The following is a 19950-nucleotide window of genomic DNA, read 5'->3' as shown; positions in this document are numbered from 1 at the left end:
CTAAGAGAGAGGAGCTATTCCTCCTCTATTTTAGAGGAGGTTAGGAGGAGTATTTTATGATTATGAAAAACCTAAACGCAAACACAATAACCCTACAAGGTCGCCATATAATCGAAGCAAGTGCTGGTACAGGTAAGACTTTTAATATTACTAAGATCTATATCCGACTTTTATTAGAGAAAAAGTTATTACCTAATAACATCCTTGTGATGACCTTTACTAAAGATGCAACCCAAGAAATTATTGGTAGAGTTGAGGGTGAAATAAGAGATGTATTAAATGACATATCTAACGGAAAGGAAGTTGAAGTTTCTATAAAAGGTAACGATACCTTAATTCAAAAAGCTGATGAAAATTATAAACATTTAAAACGAGCATTACTTGAAATAGATGAAGCAGCTATATTTACTATTCATGGCTTTTGTAAAAAAGTCTTGAGTGAGCAAGCTTTTGCAAGTGGTATGGAGATGGATGTTTCAATGGAAGTTGATACTTCTGACATTTTGCAAAAAGTAGTTGAGGATTTCTTTAGAAAAAATATCAATAAAAATAAAACTAATTTTGAATATCTAAAAGCATATAAACTACACACGCCAGAAAAATTTTTAGATAGAAATGGTTTGTTAAATGTTATTAGATCTAATTATGAGATTTTATCAAGTAAAGAGGTTTTAGTAGATGATATTTACTTTTATAAAAAAGACATAAAAACAAGTATTAGTAGTAATTTAAATGCTGAAATTAGAAAATATATAACTCAAAAAGGCTTTGATGAAGCATTTGAAAGAGTTTTAACTTGGTTAGAATCTAAAGATATTACTATTCCTAGTGACGTCTACTTGATTACCAAAGGTAATTTAAAAGCAGTATATAAAAACCTTGTTTCAATTCCATTGAAAGAGTTGATTGGATTGATAGATGACTACAATAATTTTATGCAGTCGCAGTTTATCAAACAATCATGCCTAAAAATCCGTCAAGATTTTGCAAAGGCTAAAGAGCAAAAAGGAGTTTTAGACTTTGATGATTTAATTACTAAGCTTTGTCAAAGTGTTAAGAACTCACCAGATTTAGTTAAAACTCTACAGGCACAGTATCCAGTAGCTCTTATTGATGAGTTTCAAGATACAGATGCTGAGCAATATCAGATATTAGATACTATTTATCCTAAAGATAGAGAAGATCTATTACTATTAATGATAGGCGATCCTAAACAAGCAATTTATGGTTTTAGAGGTGGGGATATATTTACATATCTGAAAGCTAAGAATAGTTGTCCAGAAGAGAATAAATGGAGTATGGATACTAACTGGCGCTCAACTAGCGAAATGATAAAAGCCTATAATCGTCTTTTTTATAAAGAGGATTATGAAGCAAAAGATGAGGGAAAACATGGAGAAGATATCTTTAGTAAAGGTATTGGCTATCAGCTTGTTAAAGCATCGCCAAAAGCAAATGAAAAAGCTAGAGATTTTGCAGATGGTTTAAAGCCGATAAACTATTTCTATTATGAAGTATCAGAAGAAGACAAGAAAAATGATATTGATAAAAATTTATCAGCATGGACAGCAAATGAAATTGTCAGACTATTAAACTCTAAAAAAGTAGCAGAAAATGATATTGCTATACTAGTTGAAAATGGTACCCAAGCTAAAGAAATCCAGCAAGCTTTGAGTAATAAGAAATTAAGTTCAGTTTATCTAAGTCAAAGAGATAATGTCTACCATAGCCAAGAAGCTACAGAGATATTAGCTGTTATGGAAGGTATTAACGAGCTTGAGAATAAATCTTTATTAAAAAAAGCATTATCAACTAGTCTTTTAGGAGGTAGTGCTGATAAATTTATAAAATATACAGACGATGATGATATCTCAGCATGGGATGAGGAAATAGAAAAAGCTAAAAATCTACGCATGAAATGGCATAAATATGGTTTTATGGCTTTTATAATGCGACTAATCCATGAAAGCTTTAGTCAAAGAGATGATTCAAAACAAAGGACTATCACAAATATATTACATCTAGCAGAGCTTATAAAAGTAGCTGAGAATAAATATAAACATCCGAATCAACTTATTAAATGGTATCGTCAAGAGATTAAAAGTTCATCAACAGCAGAGGGTGAGCTTAGGCTAGAAAGTGATGATAATCTTATTAAAATAATCACGATACATGGTTCAAAAGGGCTTGAGTATTCAGTTGTTTTTATACCTTTTGCAAGCTATACAAGTTCTAAAAAACTTAGCTTAAATAATGCTAATAAGTATTACGATGATAATCTAAAACAAACTGTTTATAAAGTTGGTAAAGATGATACGACTAAAAAACTAGTTGAGCAAGAAACTATACAAGAGTTAATGAGATTGTTTTATGTCGCGGTAACTCGAGCTGAACATAGATGTTATATTGGCGTTGCTAAATACCAGTCTAAAAAGGGTGGAGCTAAAGTAGCTAGTGATGATTCATTTAATAGTCCTTTAGCACAGTTTTTAGGGTATGAAAAAGATGAAAGCTGGTTAGAAAAGGTACAAAAAATCACAGCTAATCCAGATAATCAAAGTCTGCTTTTAGAGATAAATAACTTTGAAGCTTTAAAATTAAATAATCTAAATAAAACTGAAGTTAATCAGCAGCTTAAAGCTAATGAAATAGCTAAATTGAAAGATGATAATTGGGAGATGTTATCTTTCTCAAAAATATCCAAATCAAAAGCACAAAATACAGCTTTAGAAAAAGAAAATGATGAGTCAGAAGATAGTGAAGTTCAAGAATCACAAGATGAACTAGAGTTTAGATTTACAGCTCCTAAGGGTGCTGATATGGGTAATATATTGCATAATTTATTAGAGCATACTGATTTTAGTGCAGGTTTTATTGATGATACTCTGTTACAAGAGCAAATGGGTAGATATAGAGTAGTTGCTGCAGAGGATTTTGATAATTTAAAAACTTGGTTAGAAGAATGTTTAGTTGCAGAGATTAAGCCTATAAAAAATAGTGACACATCAGAATCTAGTTCAAAATCGTTAAACTCTAATGAAGATATTCAATATAGCTTATTTGATAATAACGGTGAAAAGCCAAAACAATCTCAACATAATGCAAATAAGAAAAGCTTTTGTTTAAAAGATATTCCAAACTCAAAAACTCTTAAGGAAGCGGAATTCTACTTTCCTATTACTAATGAGAAGCTTTATAAAAATAATATTATTAAGATCTTAGAAGAATATCGTAATAACTCAATAATGGTTGATGAACTAAGTAATTATAAAATCTTTGGTATGCTACATGGTTTTATAGATTTGGTTTTTGAGTATGATGGTAAGTTCTATGTCGCGGATTATAAATCAAACTATCTTGGTGATAAGTTAGAGGATTATAATCAGCAAACTATGCAGGAGAAAAACCAAAGTAGTTTTTATGATTTGCAGTATCTAATATATAGTGTTGCGTTAAATAAATATTTAAAACAAAATATTCCAAATTATAATTTCGAGAAGCATTTTGGTGGCGTATATTATTTCTATTTGCGTGGTATGAAAAATGGCTATGGAATATACCAAGCTAGTCCATCTTTTGGAATTATTAGTAAATTATCTAATTTACTAAATGGAGGTTCTAATGTATAAAACTTTCCATAAGGCTAAAGAGAGATTAGCAGATATTCAGGCTGTAGATTTTTTCTTTGCTAAAGAAGTATTAACATTGATTAACTCCCAAAGTATACGATTAGAGAACAGTTCTAAAGATATTTTATTTCATTTATTAATAGAGCTTATGTCAGCTTATAGCTTTGGTCATAGTTGTATTAAGATAAAAGATTTAGCAGATAAGACTTTGTTTGCTTCACAAGAAGATGAGCAAGAGCCTAGAGAAGGGTATAAACTACCTAGTTATAAAGAGCTTATAGATATTTTGGGCTTTATAAATTATAAAAAACTCCCTATTTATTTTGCTAAAGATTTTGATTCCTTATATATCAAAAGACTTTGGTGTTATGAGAAAGAAGTTGCAGAATTTATTAGACAAAAAACTAGCAAAAACATAGCTTGCAGTGATAATGCTAAACTTAATGAGATCGTATCTAGATTGTTTGAAACTACTGAAGAGATAGATTATCAAAAACAAGCTGTTTTAAATAGCTTTAATTATGACTTTAGCATAATTTCTGGAGGACCTGGAACAGGTAAAACAACTACTGTAGCAAAGTTACTATTAGCTATGCAAATGTTTAATGATTCACAACAAAAAGTAGCACTTTTAGCACCTACAGGTAAAGCAGCACAGCGAATGACTGAGTCTTTAAAGCTATCATTAAAACAACAAAATACAGACATTATGCAAACCAAAGATGAGTCAATAGCATATCTAAAAAACTTAGAAGCTCAGACAATACATCGCTTTTTAGGCTTACGTCCAAATTCAAAATATATTAAGTATCATACAGAAGTAAAAGCTCCTTATGATGTGATTATTGTAGATGAAGCATCTATGTTAGATATAAATATTTTTATTAAACTCATACGAGCTGTTGGTGAAAATACTAAACTAATACTATTGGGAGATATTAATCAATTACCCTCAGTAGAAGTAGGAAGCCTTTTAGCAAGCTTAACTGTTGACATAACTGGAAATATACCAAGATATACGACTAAGCTTCTAAAGAATTATCGTTCACAGCAAAATATAAATAATCTTGCAAATAGTGTATTGATGGGTGAGGTTTTACAAGCAGAGCATGAGAGTGAGAATATCAAATTCTATGACTCTAAAGATATAGAAAAATTCTTTAGAAACTATGCAGATAAATATAAAGCTTTAGAAAAATGTAGTAGCTATAAAGAGGCTTTGGAACTACTAAGTAAATTTAGGATATTAGTAGCAAATAAAAATTTAGATATTGGTACAGATAAGCTAAATCAGAAGATTGAGAAATTATTAGGTAAAACAATAGGTTCTAACTATAAAGCCAGACCTATTATGATAACGCAAAATAGTTATTCATTAGGTTTGTTTAATGGTGATATTGGTATTATTTGGCCAGACTCTAGCGGTAAGCTTCGGGCGTATTTTGATGGTAAAGATGATAGAGTATTTTCTTTGAATATGCTTCTTAATTATGAAACAGTATATGTAATGACAATTCACAAAACTCAAGGTTCAGAGTTTGAAGAGGTAGCTATTATATTGCCTGATAATGATAATGAAGCTTTAACAAAGCAGCTTATATATACAGCGATAACTAGAGCTAAGAGTAGATTAGATATAGTTAGCCAATCAAAGATATTCAATAAAGTTATAAAAAAATCAATAACTAGAAATTCAAATATAAATTATTTAATAAAAAGAAGTGATATAAATGATTTTAATTAGTTTCTTTGTGTACTAAAAGATAAACATTTGTATCTCTATATTCACCATTAGGCTTTTTAAAATCATTTAATTTAGTCTCTAATAAGTGAAATCCAGCATTTATGGCTAACTTATTACTTGGGATATTAGCAGTATCGGTAGTTATAACTATATTTGTATGTGGTATATTTTTATTTATATATTCTACAAGTCCTAAAAGAGCTTCTAGCATATAGCCTTTTTTAGTATATTGAGTGCTAATCCAATAACCAATTTCTAGATGCTGAGGGTTGTTTTGATAGTTAAAAGTATTTACTCCTATGCATCCAATAAAATCATCACTCTTATTGTTTACAATAGCAAATTGCATAGACTTTTGATTTAAAAAATCTTTATATATTTCTCTACAAAACTCAAAAGACTCAGCTTTAGTAGGTCTTTTGTCTAACCAGTATAACCATTCTTTTAACTCAAAATATGATTCATTTATTGCGCTATTCATTTTAAGAGCATGTTTCTCTTGTATAGGTTCTAGATAGATTCTTTTTAGTTTTATTATCATATTTGAATAGATAAAAATTTTGAGAACATTCTTCAGATTGTAAGTTTATTTATTCATCTTGTGAATTATTTTTAAACCGTGAAGTAATAAATCAGGAATAATAACATCAAAGTATTTTTCACTCTCAAATAAGTGAGCGTAACCACCTGTAGCTATTAATACAGGAGCTATTTCAGGAAAACTTTCTTGAGATATACGACTAACTATTTCTTTGATTGCGCCTAATTGTCCATAGACTAAACCAGATTGGATTTGTGAGATAGTTGTCTTACCAAGAGCAGAGTCTGGTTTTGCTATTGTGACATCAGATAGTTTTGCTGTCTTTCTAGATAAGCTATCCATTGATAGGCTAATTCCAGGTAAGATCGCACCACCAATATAAGTTTTGCTATCTGAGATGGCACAGATAGTAGTAGCAGTACCAAAATCAACAATGATAATATTTTTTGCAGGGAAATGTGACATTGCTGCAACTGAATTTGCTACACGGTCTGCACCTAAATCTAGCGGGTTTTTAATACTAAGTTTGAGTCCTGTTTTTATTCCAGGTTTTAGCTCAAGTGGAGTTATACCTAAGTATTTCTTGCATGCTGAGTTAACAGAATACTCTAAATGAGGAACTACAGAAGATAGCACAACTGCCTCAATATCTTCGATATCGAGCTTCTTTCTTTCAAAAAATGAAAGTAAAAATATACCTAAAGTATCAGAAGTACATGGTGTAGTTGATGGGTATCTAAAATTATATTTAATTTCATCACCTATAAAAACTCCACCGAATATATGCGTATTTCCGATATCAATGCATACTATCATATTTTATTCTCCGTGTTTTAGATCCACTAGCTTCGGCTCAAGTATTTCTTTGCTAGGGTCAATCTGTGCATATGAGATTATAAAAAGTTGATCTCCTATTTCGCATTTTCTAGCAGCAGGGCCGTTAAGAGCTATAGTTTTACTATTAGCTTGTCCTTTTATTACATATGTTTCTAGGCGTTCACCATTATTTAGATTCACTACCTGAACCTTCTCATTTTCTACGATATTAGCTTGCTTCATTATTTCACTATCTATAGTTATGCTTCCAACATAAAATAAATCTTTACCTGTTACTGTAGCATATGAGATTTTTGATTTTAACATTGAAATTAGCATGATGGACCTGTCTCCTTTAAAAAATTATCAATTAAACGTACTTTACTGACATAAAATGCCAAAAATATTCTTTTATCTATTTCTTTTATATATTCCGATTTTGCTCCTGTAGCTTCAATTTTCTTACTGAGATCTTCTAAGTTAGAAAAATCATCTTGTTTTAGAATGTTATAGACCTCTTTAGTAATCTCGATATCAGAGATTGATAGATTTTTGTTTCTTGAGCTAAGAGGTAGTCCAAAGTTTTCTCTAACTGTTGGACAACCAATTACTTTAGTATCAATGAAAAAATCTTTTACAAGTTGCCTAATTAAAGCTAGTTGCTGATAATCTTTTTCACCTAGATATAAATTATTCGGTCTAGTTATTTGTAAAAGCTTTAGAACTACGGTTAGCATGCCACTAAAGTGTCCAGGTCGTGCTTTTCCTTCTAGTATATTAGCTATTTCGATATTAGGTAGTATCTTAAGAGAATCGCCATCTGGATAGATATCATCTTGATTCGGATTAAATAATATATCTACCTCTAGTGATTCTAATGTTTTTATATCTTGCTCTAAATTATTAGGGTAAGTTTGAAAATCATACTCATTATTAAATTGTGTCGGATTTACAAAAATACTAACTATAACTAAATCATTTTCTGCTTGAGCTTTCTTGATTAAGCTAATATGACCACTATGTAAAGTTCCCATTGTAGGGACAAAACCAATTTTTTTCTCTCCTCCAAAGCTAGACCTTACTAACTGAAAGTTTTCAATGTTATTAGCTATAATCATAAGTGTGCTCCTTACTTGGGAAAATACCTGCTTTTGTTTCTTCAACATAAGAGTTAATCGCTTTATTAAAAGCTTGAGATGCATCTATATATTTCTTTACAAATTTAGGTTGAAAATCATTATTCATCCCTAACATATCTTGTAAGACAATAACTTGACCATCGGTATTTGAACTAGCTCCTATGCCTATTGTTGGGATATTTAAAGTTTGTGTTATTTTCTTAGCAACTTTAGTAGGAATACATTCTAATACTATTGAAAAGCAACCAGCTTCTTCTAGCTGCTTTGCCTCATTTAGTAGTTTTATAGCAGCAGCTTCAGTTTTACCTTGGACTTTAAATCCACCTAAACCATTTATGAATTGTGGAGTTAAGCCAATATGACCCATTACAGGAACACCAGAATCAACAATATGTCTTATAGTATCTAAATTACCAGTCGCACCCTCTAATTTGACTGCTTGAGCACCAGCTTGTATAAGGGTCGCTACAGATTGCATTGTTGTTTCAAGTGATTGGCGATAGCTTAAGAAAGGTAAATCAGCAATTATTAATTTATCTTTTGCTCCTTGAGCTACTGCTTTTGTCATAAACTGCATGTCAGCTAAAGTGGCATGAGTTGTATTTTCTTTACCGAGTAAGACCATACTGCCACTATCACCAACAAGAATACAATCAACATCAGTATTGTTGATAATATTCGCAAAAGTATAGTCATAGCATGTAAGCATAGATATTTTTTGCTGATTAGCTTTGGCTTTTTTGAAGTCTAAAATTGATTTCATATTTTATCCTTAGTTGTAAATTGATTAACAATAGCGTTAAAAAAGTTATAAAAATCATCGTTTGATAAAGCTTCAAGATCTTTTTGTAAAGTTACATTATCTCCTCTTGAAATTGGTCCAGATATGGCATGATGATCCTGCTTGATGTTTTTAAATGTGTTATCTAAGTAAGGAATTAGATGAGTTTTGTTAATGTTGAAGCGAGACTCCATTTCAGTACAAAACTTTTTCCAGATTAAAGCTGTAACATTATTCGCTAGAACACACATTGCATGATAATAAGGTTTTTCTTCTTTACCTATAGAGAAAGAAGGATTAGGTAGTCCAGGTAAAACTTTACTAAATTTTATATCTTTATTATCTATAATGAATGGGACAGATTTATATACTTCTAGTGTGTATAAGCATTTATCAGGAAAGCTCTGTAGTGGATGAGCACCAATTGCATTCTCAATGTTTAGCGCGCCAGAGAAATGGACGATAATTAAAGAGTCTAACCTGTTAGAAAGGTTATTCTCTATGAAACCCTCTATTTGATCATCTTTAATTAAAACTAAAACATGAGTAGCTTTATCGAGTAGATTATTTAATCTATATATATCTTCTTTACGAGACCATTGTTTAAAATCTAGTTTTAAACATTCGAAATAGTAGCATATATGAGATGCTACATTGCCGTCGCCGACAATTACATACTTAGGTACCTGTTGCATAAATCAAGTCCATTTTTTTAAATTAATTCTTTAACTATTATTGCCTATAAAGTTAGGTCAATATCGATTGCTAATCATAAGTACTGTTACCTATTAGGTATACAGTCTCATTTTCACAACGTGAATTTATACCATATGATTAGTCTGATGACAATATTTTTAATACCAGCAATAAGAGATTTATATTTTATTTTTTATCTAAAATATTTGATTGATTTTGCCTTATGCAAAGTAATTAAATAGTATAAAATATCCCTTATAAAATAACTTATAAACCATTCTTATTTACATGAATGTTAATGATTTTCTTTCTCTAAACTATAGTGATCTTAGTCAAGCAGAGTTAAAAGTAAATATTGATAAGCTAGCAGATTTTCTTAATCATCAAAGCTATCTGTATCATACCTTAGATAAGCCAATAATTTCTGATTCTGACTATGACAAGCTTTTTAAATTGCTTCAAGATTTAGTTGATGAGAATCCTCAGCTCAAACCTGTAAACTCAGTACTTGATCGAGTTGGTGGAGAGGTGCTAGCAGGCTTTGAAACTATTAAGCATAAAAAGAAAATGACTTCTTTAGCTAATGTTTTTAGTCTTGATGAGCTTAAAGATTTCTATGAGAAAATTGAATATGATGTTGAGCTTGAGTGTGAGCCTAAAATGGATGGCCTAGCTATTAGCATTTTCTATAAAAATGGTGAGTTTGACTATGCTGTGACACGTGGTGATGGTATTCAAGGTGAAAAGGTTTCTGAGAATGTTAAGACTATTAGAAATATCCCACTTAAATTAAATACAGCAAATCCGCCTGAAGAGTTAGAGGTTCGTGGTGAGATTATTTTAGATAAGCAAAGTTTTTTAGCTCTTAATGAGTATATGCAGGCTAATGAAAATAAAACTTTTGCAAATCCACGTAATGCAGCAGCTGGAAGTATCCGGATGTTGGATTCAAGAGTTGTAGCAAAGCGACCGTTAAAACTATACAGCTATGGTATAGGCTATTTTTCAAAAGACTTTATCCATCCAGAAACACAGTTTGATTTGATGAATCAGTTAAAGGATTTTGGCTTTACTATCAGTGATAATATGTTTTTAGCAAAAAATTTTGCGGAGCTTGAAGATTACCATAATAAAATGAGTCATCAACGTGCTGATTTGGCATATGATATTGATGGTTTGGTTTTTAAAGTAAATAATATTAAATTGCAAGATGCTATTGGTTATACCGCGAGAGGTCCTAAGTGGGCTATTGCTTATAAATTTCCAGCAGAAGAGGTTGAGTCTGAGATTTTAAATGTCGAGTTTCAAGTTGGTAGGACAGGTGCTATTACTCCTGTAGCTAGGCTTAAACCAGTTGCTGTCGGTGGTGTGATAGTTTCAAATGCTACATTACACAATATCAATGAAATTAGACGTAAAGATATTCGAGTAGGTGATAGGGTGATAGTGCGTAGAGCTGGTGATGTTATTCCCGAGATTGTTAAATCATTAGCGCAATATCGTAAATCAGCTGCTAAAATAGTCGAAATGCCATCATATTGTCCAGTTTGTGACTCATCTATTGAGAATATCAATGATCAAGCTATTTATCGTTGTACTGGGGGGTGGCACTGTCAAGCACAGACTACAGAGCGTTTAAAACACTTTGTATCACGTAAAGCTATGGATATTGATAAGCTAGGTGCAAAGCTGATCGAGCAATTAGTTGCTGCAAATTTGATTAAATATCCTGCGGATATATATAAGCTTAGTTTTGAACAACTAATTAACTTAGAAAGAATGGGAACTAAATCATCACAGAATGTTTTAGATTCTATTACTAAAAGTAAGGCTCCAAGCCTAGCAAGATTTATTTTCTCTATAGGAATTAAAGATATTGGTGAAGTTTCATCAGAAGCACTGGCAAATCATTTTGGTAGTTTAGATAACTTCAAAAAAGCAACTATTGAGGAACTTATTGAAATTAACGATATTGGTGAGATTATGGCTAATAATATCGTTTCCTTTTGGCAAGATTCACTAAATGTAAATATCGTTGATGATCTTCTAAGTGTTCGAATTGATATACAAAATCCTGAGAAAGTCGAGTTAGAAACTAATGATAATTTTGCAGGTAAAACTGTAGTTATTACAGGTACTTTTGAAAATTATAATCGTACCGAACTTACTCAGCTTCTAAAGTCAGTTGGCGCAAAGGTTACTTCAAGCGTTTCTAAAAAGACTGATATGGTTATCTATGGAGATAATGCTGGTAGCAAACTTACAAAAGCACAAGATTTAGGTGTTGATGTTATAAATGAAGAACAATTAAAAGATCTATTATGAATGTTCAAAATCTAAAGAAAGGTGATGTGCTATTTATTTGTGATAGCTCTGAAAAGAATATATCTGGATTATCAAAAGGATATGCTCAATATAGCTATTATCATTGTGCTTTGTATATAGGCGCTGGGAAAATTATTGAAGCTGTTGATACTAAAGGAGTTATCAAAGCTGACATATCTAAATACTCTGATAAGAGGGTTTTAGTTGCTCGGGTTAATAAAGATCAAAACTTTTTAGATCAAGTTGTTTTACAGGCACAGCAGTTTATTAGCTTTAGTTATAATGATCTATTCTTACCTAATATGAAAGGTAAACTTTATTGTTCAGAGTTAATTCATGAAGCCTTTAATTTAGCAAGTAAGCAAAAATACTTTACGCAGCATAAACTTAATTATATTTCTGAAAGTGACTCTAGTGTTTCACAGTATTGGATAGAGTTTTATGCTCAGCATGGTCTTAAAGTTCCTCAAGGATTATCAGGCTCGCATCCAAATAATTTATCTTTAGATGAAAAGTTTTATAAGCGATTCTTTTTAGAAGATATTTTTATAAATGATTATAATTGAATATTTCAAAAGTTAGCTTAATTTAGAATTAAAATAAAGGTTTCCATATTATAATATTTTACAAGACTACTGTGCGTAATATTTAATGTTAGTAGAAGCTTAAATGACAAGATCATGCGATAAGAACTAAATAAATATTTGATGAAATTTAAATGAAATATCTATTGGAATTGGTTTACGTATATTTACAATAATTGTTTACAACCTTAATTCTTTGTCGTAGAATTACGTGAAGTTACATATTATAAAACTACTTAATTTAAAGGATTAAAATGCAAATAAGAAAGGCAACCTCAAAAGACTTTAAGGATATGTTAATTATATGGGAAGAGTGCATATCTAAAACTTGTCAGTTTCTTACAACAAGTGAGATCAATAAAGAGATGGAAGCTTTAGAAGCAAAGTATTTTAAAGATCCTAATGTTAAGTCTTTTGTGCAAGTTATAGATGATGAGATTGTTGGATTCTCATGTATTCGTGATACAGAACTTCTTTTTACTCCGATAGATCCTAGATACTTTGGTAAAGGTATTGGTGAAAATGTAGTTAAGTACCTGTTTGAGAAGTATGAGATAGATACTGCTTATGTATATTCAAATGACATACATTCTTTAGCATTTTATACAGCATTAGGTTTTGTTATTGATGATAAGATAGAAGATATCTTCTTTGATAATGGCTACCAATTAAATAGGTTAAAATTAACTGTGTCACCTAAAGAAGCAGCAGCTAAAATAGCAGCTAAAAAGAAGAAGCCTTTATAATCAAACAATAATAAAATCCATCACCTTTTTGAATATCTGGTAATATTTGATAACCATATTTAGTTTTGTATGCATTTAAAATATCAATATTAGCTATGCTTGCATTACTATTTTTTGCTAAGAAACTCTTTATTTGATCTTGATTTTCTTGCTCTAAAATTGAGCAAGTTACATAGAGAAGTAAGCCATTTTCTTCTAAGTTATTATCCCACAGGTTTTGTAAAATTTGTGCTTGTAACTTTGTAATATCATTTACATCACTCTTATTACGTAATAACTTGATATCTGGATTTCTTCGTATAGTTCCTAAAGCTGTACAAGGAACATCAAGGATTATTTTATTAAACTTACCTTCAAATGTTTTCGTAAGATCTTGTTTAATAACTTTTACGTTATTATTCTGAGATATTCTATTTAGGTTTTCTTTTAGAAGTTCTAGGCGTCTATCTATAATATCTATGGCTGTAATATTTGCTTTGGGAGCCAGCTCCAAAATATGTGAAGTTTTGCCTCCAGGAGCAGCACATGCATCTAGGATTTTATCTTCATTTTGAGGATTAATTACCCAACCTGCATATTGAGCAGATAAATCTTGTACCGTAAAATAACCTTTTTGAAAAAGGCTATTGTTTTCTACAGCAATTGGCTTTTTAAGTTTTATTGAGTTTCTAAGCTCATTTTGTGACTCATAAGGGATATCATTTTTATTAAAATATTCTAAGACTTCAGTAGGGTCTTTTGAGCCATTTAAACGCACAAACATATCTGCTTTTGAGTTACTAGCTTGTATAATATCTAGATAGCTATTAGGATACTGTTGTTTTAGTATATTAATCAGCCATTCAGGCATATCATATTTCTTATGGTTATTATATTCTTCAGTTAGACTATCTATATTTCTAAGGATTTTTCTAAGAACACCATTGACTAATTTTTTTGCCCAAACTATCTTTAGCTTTTGACATGCTGCAACTGTTTCATTAATGCTTGCATAATGAGGTTGATTAATTTCAAAAATCTGCAGAATCCCAAGCATTATTAAAATCTTAGCTTTTTGTTTTGTTTTCTCTGAAATATATGGTTTTAGAATCTTCTCTAAAGAAAAGTAGTTTCTAAAGAATTCATAGCATAAAAGCTTAACAAAAGATTTATCTTGATCAGAGATATCTAAGTTTGAAAGCTTATGTTCGATAGTTAAAAGAGAATATTGCTTATCTAGAATATCTAAGATAACTTTAGCTGCTATAGCTCGAGTATTCATTATTGTTTAATATGTTTTGCTAACAGTTTGATAAGTTTAGGTTGAACTTTTTTATTACCAGCAACTATTAATCCAGAGTTTAGATTGTTTGTACCATGGATATCTGTAACAATAGCACCAGCTTCTTTCATGATTATATAACCAGCAGCTAGATCCCAGATTTTTACATTACCACAAGCCCATAAACCATCAATATAACCAGCAGCTAAGTACGCCATATCCATAGCAATACTACCTGAGTATCTATATCCAGAAATTACTTGTTGTAGTTTTATAATTTCAGCAACATAGCTATCATTAAATATTCCACGTGAGTATTTAAGAGATGCTGAGATAAGAGTATCAGTTAAGTCTTGGCTTTGTGCTACACGAATCTTTTTACCATTTAAAAGGGCACCTTCGCCTTTATAAGCACAGAACATTAGATCTAAGAATGGGTTATAGATAACACCAAGAACAATATCATCATCCTTTTTTACACCTATAGAAATACAGCAGTGCGGTAATCCATGTACAAAATTGCTAGTCCCATCAATTGGATCTATAATCCAAGTAAAACGACTATCTTTGTTACCAAATTCGCCATTTTCTTCAGTTATGAAATAATCACTAAAACCAGATTTTTTAATATTATCAATGATAAAGTTTTCAACTGCAACATCAACGTTAGATACAACAGAGTTATCAGGTTTCTTGGAAATTTTTATGGTACTTGGATCATTTTGTGCTTGAAGGATGATTTTTCCAGCTTTTCTAGCTATAGTTGTTACAACATTAAGAATGGGTTTCATAGTAGAGATTTTGTAATAATAATTATTTTTTTATATGATACATTATTTAAGAACAAAATAGGATAGCTTTAGGTAAATAAGATGTTATATTATGCTAGTTATACCATATGTTATAGCTATACCACCAAAGAATAACCATGCAAATAGTATTAGAGCTAATACTAAAGGTTTGATTCCAGCTTGGATAAATTTAGATACATTTGTTTCTAATCCTAGAGCTGTCATTGCCATAGCTAATAAAAATTGGTCAGCTAGTCTAATACTACTTACAGTTGCTACTGGTAATAAATCTAGAGAGTTAAATCCAGCAACAATGATAAATCCTATAGCAAACCACGGAATTATTTTTTTGATAGATCCTTTTTCTGGTTTAGTACCAATTTTACCAGTGGCTTTAGCAGCAGATTTTGCTAACCATATTCCTATAACAATTAGCATTGGAGCTAGCATCATAACACGTATCATTTTAACAGTTACAGCAACTTCCTCAGCATGAGCACTTACACCGCTACCAGCAGCTACAACTTGGGCAACTTCGTGTATAGAGCCTCCAGCAAAGATACCATATTGAGTATCACTCATATGACCTAAAAGACCGGCTTTCATTAAAATAGGGTATAGAAACATTGCAGTTGTACCAAATAGTACAACGGTACCTACAGCCATAGCGGCTTTATATGGTTCTGATTTTAGTGTGCCTTCAGTTGCTAATACGGCAGCAGCACCACATACAGCACTACCAGCTGCAACTAAGATAGAGCTATCTCTATCTAAACCAAAGACCCTAGTACCTAAAACAATACCTAATATTAATGTAGAAACTAGCATGATTATTGAAACAGATAAGCCAGCTAAACCAACTGATGCTATAAGTTGAAAAGTTAAGTTAAAGCCATAAAAGATAATTGCAAATCTAAGTATCTTTTTGGCACTAAAAACAATACCTTCTTTCCATTTATGTATTATTTTAGCAGCTGGAGTATGTGTCAGAGCCATACCTAAAACAATACCTATAATTAAAGGACTAATCCCAAGATCTTCAATCACAGGGATTTTAGCAATAAAGTATGCTATACCAGCAAGTACCGCTACTAAAAGCACACCAAGGATCATATTTTGTTTAAAGTAGTTTTTCATAATTGTTACTCTATAGTTGTTGAGAATCTTGTGTAACTATACAGTGTTTTTATAAAGGTTGATAACTAAAACAATTGATATATGTTATTAGAAAAATTAATAATAGATATTATTAGATATCTTTTTTCTGCTCTTTAGAAAAAATAACAGCTAATATAACAAGTATAAAAGATAACACATAGAAAGCTACTACAGCATGCATTACACTTGTTAGACCAAAGTATTTATTAATAAAAGCACCTGTAGTTGTTGAAAGAGCAGTACCCGTTGTACCAAAAAGTAGGATAGTAGTTATTAGTGTTGGTGGAGCATTTTCTATTTGGAAAGTTCCATAAGCTAATAATCCTGCATAAATATAACAATTAAATAACCCAAAAACTATCGCAGACTTTAATACGATATCCATATTTGGTATGTAAAGGATACAAGACAAAGCAACTAATCCAACAAGCATAAATGTTGGTAAGATATATTTTAGAGGGACGACTCTTGTTATTAGAGGGCTTATAAATAAGCCAATACATTGTGCCATCCAGAAATATGATAATGGTTTGTTTGCATCAATAGTTCCCCAGCCTAATATTTCTTGGAAATAAGTTTGAGCATAGCTAGTCATAGTTAACTGTGCTAGTAAAAATAAAAATGCTGCAAAAGCTATACAATATAGACTAAAATTCCATGTTGAGAAGCTTAAGCTTGATTTAGTAGTTTCGACTACTTTATGTCTATTTAATATTGTAAAGTCAGCAAAAGCTGAGAGTATTAATATAATAATTGCAGTGACTTGTAAAATTAGATATATCGTATACCATTGGAAGTTTTGTGTTATTAAATATGCTGCAAAAATTGGCGTTAAAGCACCACCAAAGCTAAAGAAGAAGTCTGTAAAGATTACATTCATGGCTCTTACTTTATGGTCATTATAGATTCGCACAATCATATAACTACCAATAGCCATAAATAAACCTCCAGTTATACCTACACTAGTTAAAAGTATCTTTAATGTAAACATTGAGGGTAGTATGCTTGTAACCAATGACGATAAAACACCAATTGCAACAGCTGCTATTAGTAATAGTTTTATTGAAAATTTAGTCATTAAAAAGCCAATTACTAATATAGCAAACCACATAGCTACATTGATAAATGTAAATGCAAAACCTATATTGCTATCATGAAAGTACTTAGATAGAGGTTGCATAACAGATCCAGTTACTAGAACAACGTTAGCCGTATAAAAGTAACAAAGATAGCAAATTAATGTTATTAAGAGTTTATTTTTAAAAGATGTTGTATTTTCTACTGTGTTTTCCATTGCAGTTTTAGACAAGTGATATCAAAACATTATTTTTGCACATGCGCTTGTTTTTAGCAAGAGCCTTGCTTAGTATTCTGTCATGGAAATTCTTTTACATTTTAGATAAGGCTATATTTTATGGATTTTGCAAAAGTAATCTGGGAAAAAAATACTCCTAAGTCAGATATTTTTGATGATTTTTATTTTTCTAGTGATTCTGGGGTACAAGAGAGTACTTATAACTTTATAGAGCATAACTTCTTAGAGCATAAGTTTAAATCTCTAAGTTCTAAGCAAAACTTTTGTATTTGTGAGGCTGGATTTGGTGCTGGACTTAATTTTACTTTAACTTTTAACCTTTGGCAAAAGGTGGCTCCTAAAGATGCTCAGCTAGAATTTGTCTCATTTGAAAAATATCCTATGGACTTAGAAAATATATCAAAAGTATTAAGTAGTTTTAAGCAGTTATGTAACTATCATAGATTTTTAGAGCTATATAAACCTCAAGAGGGCTTAAATATAATTAGTTTTGAGAATATAACTTTGAAGTTAATCATAGATGATGTTAATAATATCGAACAATATACTTTCACTGAAGTAGATTGTTGGTTTCTGGATGGATTTACACCTGCTAGAAATATTACAATGTGGAATGATATTTTATTTAAAAATATGGCTTTGCGCTCTAATCTAAAATCTTCATTTGCAACTTTTACAGCAAGTTCTTTAGTAAGAAAAAAATTGCAGAAATATGGATTTGAAGTTAAAAAAGATACCGGATTTGGTAAGAAAAGAGAAATGATGTATGGATCTTTTAATCCTTGATCGCGTGTTTAACAGCATCAAAACTGCTAAAGCTGTATGCGGCAATATTATTTATATAAAAAGGATCGTTTTTGATAAAGTCTTTGATTTCTTCGAAATCTCCAGTTGCTAAAATTACTCCTCCAGTTTTAGGAATTTTAGGTCCTGATGCTAGAAGGATACCTTTTTTATAACCGATATCTAAAAAGTTTCTATGAGCAGGTCTAATTTTAGCTACTTCACTTTCTTCTACAAGGTACTCTAAGTTGATAATATGGATATGCATTTTTTCTCCTAGGCATAAAAAAAGCCACTAAAGTGGCTTTCAAAGTTTTCTAATAATTAAATATAAATATTAGATTTTTTTGAAAATTACTGAACCATTTGTACCACCAAAACCAAAAGAGTTGTTAAGTACATAGTCAATTTTCATTTTCTTAGCCGCATTAGCAGCATAATCTAAATTACAGCCATCATCTAGGTTGTGTAGATTGATTGTAGGCGGAGCTACTTGGTCTCTTATTGCAAGAACACTAAATATAGACTCTATTGCGCCAGCTGCACCAAGTAAATGTCCAGTCATAGATTTAGTAGAACTCATTACAAGATCTTTTCTGTATTGACCAATCATTTTCTCAACAACTTGGCTCTCTTGAACATCTCCTAGAGGAGTTGATGTACCATGAGCGTTAACATAGTCAATAGCATCAGGATTCTTTTCAAGACCAGCATCTGCAAGAGCATTTTGCACACATCTTTCTTGACCAGCTGCATATGGCATAGTCATATGATAACCATCAGCAGACATACCAAAACCTACAACTTCAGCGTAAATTTTAGCGCCACGTGCTTTAGCTTTTTCATATTCTTCCAGTACAACTACACCAGAACCATCACCTAAGACAAATCCATCTCTGTCTCTGTCCCAAGGGCGAGATGCACCTTGAGGATCATCATTTCTAGTTGATAATGCTCTAGCAGCAGCAAAACCACCCATACCAATAGCATTACTAGCTTTTTCAGAACCACCTGCAAGCATAGCGTCAGCATCGCCACTAGCAATTAATCTAGCTGCCATACCAATATTATGTGTACCAGTAGTACATGCTGTAACGATTGGTACGTTAGGGCCTCTTAAACCATGATTTATAGATATAATCCCTGAAAGCATGTTTATAATAGATGAAGGTATACAAAAAGGAGAAATCTTTGATGGTCCTTTTTTATCTATAGTTGCTTTAGTAGCTTCTAAAGTTTCTATACCGCCGATTCCAGAACTAACACAAACTCCAAATTTATAAGAGTCTTCTTCAGATACTTTATCTATACCAGCATCTTTCAAAGCTTCATTAGCTGCTGCGATACCGTAATAGCAGAACGGATCTACTCTTTTAGCATCTTTTTTACCTACAAGTGCATTTACATCAAAATCTTTGATTCTTGCTGCAAATCTAACTTTAAACTCGCTAATATCTGGTGCTGGAGTATCAAAACTAGTAATAGTTTCTACACCACTTTTTCCAGCTAAAATATTAGCCCAAGTCGTAGGGACATCATTTCCTAAAGGCGTTACCATACCAAGGCCAGTAACAACTACTCTACGATTAGATTTCATAATTTAAATTAACCTGTTTATATACTTTTAGAAAAAGCACGGAT

General features: G+C 31.2%; 18 protein-coding genes. 6 read left to right on the top strand and 12 right to left on the bottom strand.

Going from position 1 to position 19950, the window contains the following annotated elements:
• The first annotated feature begins 62 nt into the window (after positions 1–62).
• The gene (locus FIP56_RS07600; RefSeq protein ID WP_192578329.1) at positions 63–3629 is read left to right on the top strand and encodes a UvrD-helicase domain-containing protein; all 3567 of its coding nucleotides are present in this window, start codon (positions 63–65) and stop codon (positions 3627–3629) included.
• Positions 3622–5373 carry an exodeoxyribonuclease V subunit alpha gene (gene recD / locus FIP56_RS07595; protein WP_192578328.1) on the top strand — a complete coding sequence of 584 codons (1752 nt, stop codon included), beginning with the start codon at positions 3622–3624 and terminating at the stop codon, positions 5371–5373. The genes FIP56_RS07600 and recD overlap by 8 nt, the downstream gene beginning before the upstream one ends.
• On the opposite strand, the gene FIP56_RS07590 is transcribed toward recD, so the two are convergent.
• The 6 genes from FIP56_RS07590 to FIP56_RS07565 all read right to left on the bottom strand — a co-directional run bounded on the left by FIP56_RS07590 (position 5366) and on the right by FIP56_RS07565 (position 9345).
• Positions 5366–5854, bottom strand: coding sequence for a GNAT family N-acetyltransferase (locus FIP56_RS07590; protein WP_245323064.1), 489 nt, complete (start codon positions 5852–5854; stop codon positions 5366–5368). The two genes, recD and FIP56_RS07590, sit on opposite strands and share 8 nt — an antisense overlap.
• Before the next feature lie 105 nt (positions 5855–5959).
• Complete coding sequence (locus FIP56_RS07585) at positions 5960–6730, bottom strand: type III pantothenate kinase (RefSeq protein ID WP_192578326.1); 771 nt, start codon at positions 6728–6730, stop codon at positions 5960–5962.
• A 3-nt stretch (positions 6731–6733) separates the two neighbouring features.
• Complete coding sequence (panD, locus tag FIP56_RS07580) at positions 6734–7069, bottom strand: aspartate 1-decarboxylase (RefSeq protein WP_192578325.1); 336 nt, start codon at positions 7067–7069, stop codon at positions 6734–6736.
• Positions 7063–7848: a pantoate--beta-alanine ligase gene (panC, locus tag FIP56_RS07575; RefSeq protein ID WP_192578324.1), complete on the bottom strand. Its 786-nt coding sequence runs from the start codon at positions 7846–7848 to the stop codon at positions 7063–7065. Before panC ends, panD begins: the two co-directional genes overlap by 7 nt.
• Positions 7835–8632 carry a 3-methyl-2-oxobutanoate hydroxymethyltransferase gene (panB, locus tag FIP56_RS07570; protein ID WP_192578323.1) on the bottom strand — a complete coding sequence of 266 codons (798 nt, stop codon included), beginning with the start codon at positions 8630–8632 and terminating at the stop codon, positions 7835–7837. The genes panC and panB overlap by 14 nt, the downstream gene beginning before the upstream one ends.
• Positions 8629–9345, bottom strand: coding sequence for a DUF2520 domain-containing protein (locus tag FIP56_RS07565; RefSeq protein ID WP_192578322.1), 717 nt, complete (start codon positions 9343–9345; stop codon positions 8629–8631). The genes panB and FIP56_RS07565 overlap by 4 nt, the downstream gene beginning before the upstream one ends.
• A gap of 289 nt (positions 9346–9634) precedes the next feature.
• Here FIP56_RS07565 and ligA point away from each other — a divergent pair, with 289 nt between their 5' ends.
• The 3 genes from ligA to FIP56_RS07550 all read left to right on the top strand — a co-directional run bounded on the left by ligA (position 9635) and on the right by FIP56_RS07550 (position 13001).
• Positions 9635–11671, top strand: coding sequence for an NAD-dependent DNA ligase LigA (gene ligA / locus FIP56_RS07560; protein ID WP_192578321.1), 2037 nt, complete (start codon positions 9635–9637; stop codon positions 11669–11671).
• Complete coding sequence (locus FIP56_RS07555; RefSeq protein WP_192578320.1) at positions 11668–12237, top strand: YiiX/YebB-like N1pC/P60 family cysteine hydrolase; 570 nt, start codon at positions 11668–11670, stop codon at positions 12235–12237. Before ligA ends, FIP56_RS07555 begins: the two co-directional genes overlap by 4 nt.
• 272 nt (positions 12238–12509) lie before the next feature.
• Positions 12510–13001, top strand: a complete 492-nt coding sequence (locus tag FIP56_RS07550) for a GNAT family N-acetyltransferase (RefSeq protein ID WP_192578319.1) — start codon at positions 12510–12512, stop codon at positions 12999–13001.
• On the opposite strand, the gene rsmB is transcribed toward FIP56_RS07550, so the two are convergent.
• From rsmB to tsgA, 4 genes are all read right to left on the bottom strand, one after another.
• The gene (gene rsmB / locus FIP56_RS07545; RefSeq protein WP_192578318.1) at positions 12979–14262 is read right to left on the bottom strand and encodes a 16S rRNA (cytosine(967)-C(5))-methyltransferase RsmB; all 1284 of its coding nucleotides are present in this window, start codon (positions 14260–14262) and stop codon (positions 12979–12981) included. The two genes, FIP56_RS07550 and rsmB, sit on opposite strands and share 23 nt — an antisense overlap.
• Positions 14262–15053, bottom strand: a complete 792-nt coding sequence (locus tag FIP56_RS07540) for an inositol monophosphatase family protein (RefSeq protein ID WP_192578317.1) — start codon at positions 15051–15053, stop codon at positions 14262–14264. The genes rsmB and FIP56_RS07540 overlap by 1 nt, the downstream gene beginning before the upstream one ends.
• Positions 15054–15137: 84 nt before the next feature.
• Positions 15138–16190, bottom strand: coding sequence for a YeiH family protein (locus FIP56_RS07535; protein ID WP_192578316.1), 1053 nt, complete (start codon positions 16188–16190; stop codon positions 15138–15140).
• 112 nt (positions 16191–16302) lie between these two features.
• Entirely contained in the window at positions 16303–17505 is a 1203-nt protein-coding gene (tsgA, locus tag FIP56_RS07530) for an MFS transporter TsgA (RefSeq protein ID WP_192578315.1), read from the bottom strand.
• 120 nt (positions 17506–17625) lie between these two features.
• Here tsgA and mnmD point away from each other — a divergent pair, with 120 nt between their 5' ends.
• A complete protein-coding gene (gene mnmD / locus FIP56_RS07525; RefSeq protein ID WP_192578314.1) occupies positions 17626–18312 on the top strand; it encodes a tRNA (5-methylaminomethyl-2-thiouridine)(34)-methyltransferase MnmD in 687 nt (228 codons plus the stop codon).
• Here mnmD and FIP56_RS07520 read toward each other — a convergent pair.
• Positions 18302–18577: a YciI family protein gene (locus FIP56_RS07520; RefSeq protein WP_192578313.1), complete on the bottom strand. Its 276-nt coding sequence runs from the start codon at positions 18575–18577 to the stop codon at positions 18302–18304. The genes mnmD and FIP56_RS07520 overlap by 11 nt on opposite strands.
• A gap of 69 nt (positions 18578–18646) precedes the next feature.
• Positions 18647–19906, bottom strand: a complete 1260-nt coding sequence (gene fabF / locus FIP56_RS07515) for a beta-ketoacyl-ACP synthase II (RefSeq protein ID WP_192578312.1) — start codon at positions 19904–19906, stop codon at positions 18647–18649.
• Positions 19907–19950 lie beyond the last annotated feature (44 nt).

The sequence above is a fragment of the Francisella sp. LA112445 genome, assembly GCF_012224145.1.
Classification (GTDB): domain Bacteria; phylum Pseudomonadota; class Gammaproteobacteria; order Francisellales; family Francisellaceae; genus Francisella.
Note: the sequence above shows the minus strand (reverse complement) of the source record. Positions and strands in the feature narration are given on the sequence as shown.

Excerpts from the sequence above, each read along its gene's own strand:
- FIP56_RS07600 (WP_192578329.1), top strand. The coding sequence starts at position 63 with ATGAAAAACCTAAACGCAAACACAATAACCCTACAAGGTCGCCATATA.
- recD (WP_192578328.1), top strand. The coding sequence starts at position 3,622 with ATGTATAAAACTTTCCATAAGGCTAAAGAGAGATTAGCAGATATTCAG.
- FIP56_RS07590 (WP_245323064.1), bottom strand. The coding sequence starts at position 5,854 with ATGAATAGCGCAATAAATGAATCATATTTTGAGTTAAAAGAATGGTTA.
- FIP56_RS07585 (WP_192578326.1), bottom strand. The coding sequence starts at position 6,730 with ATGATAGTATGCATTGATATCGGAAATACGCATATATTCGGTGGAGTT.
- panD (WP_192578325.1), bottom strand. The coding sequence starts at position 7,069 with ATGCTAATTTCAATGTTAAAATCAAAAATCTCATATGCTACAGTAACA.
- panC (WP_192578324.1), bottom strand. The coding sequence starts at position 7,848 with ATGATTATAGCTAATAACATTGAAAACTTTCAGTTAGTAAGGTCTAGC.
- panB (WP_192578323.1), bottom strand. The coding sequence starts at position 8,632 with ATGAAATCAATTTTAGACTTCAAAAAAGCCAAAGCTAATCAGCAAAAA.
- FIP56_RS07565 (WP_192578322.1), bottom strand. The coding sequence starts at position 9,345 with ATGCAACAGGTACCTAAGTATGTAATTGTCGGCGACGGCAATGTAGCA.
- ligA (WP_192578321.1), top strand. The coding sequence starts at position 9,635 with ATGAATGTTAATGATTTTCTTTCTCTAAACTATAGTGATCTTAGTCAA.
- FIP56_RS07555 (WP_192578320.1), top strand. The coding sequence starts at position 11,668 with ATGAATGTTCAAAATCTAAAGAAAGGTGATGTGCTATTTATTTGTGAT.
- FIP56_RS07550 (WP_192578319.1), top strand. The coding sequence starts at position 12,510 with ATGCAAATAAGAAAGGCAACCTCAAAAGACTTTAAGGATATGTTAATT.
- rsmB (WP_192578318.1), bottom strand. The coding sequence starts at position 14,262 with ATGAATACTCGAGCTATAGCAGCTAAAGTTATCTTAGATATTCTAGAT.
- FIP56_RS07540 (WP_192578317.1), bottom strand. The coding sequence starts at position 15,053 with ATGAAACCCATTCTTAATGTTGTAACAACTATAGCTAGAAAAGCTGGA.
- FIP56_RS07535 (WP_192578316.1), bottom strand. The coding sequence starts at position 16,190 with ATGAAAAACTACTTTAAACAAAATATGATCCTTGGTGTGCTTTTAGTA.
- tsgA (WP_192578315.1), bottom strand. The coding sequence starts at position 17,505 with ATGGAAAACACAGTAGAAAATACAACATCTTTTAAAAATAAACTCTTA.
- mnmD (WP_192578314.1), top strand. The coding sequence starts at position 17,626 with ATGGATTTTGCAAAAGTAATCTGGGAAAAAAATACTCCTAAGTCAGAT.
- FIP56_RS07520 (WP_192578313.1), bottom strand. The coding sequence starts at position 18,577 with ATGCATATCCATATTATCAACTTAGAGTACCTTGTAGAAGAAAGTGAA.
- fabF (WP_192578312.1), bottom strand. The coding sequence starts at position 19,906 with ATGAAATCTAATCGTAGAGTAGTTGTTACTGGCCTTGGTATGGTAACG.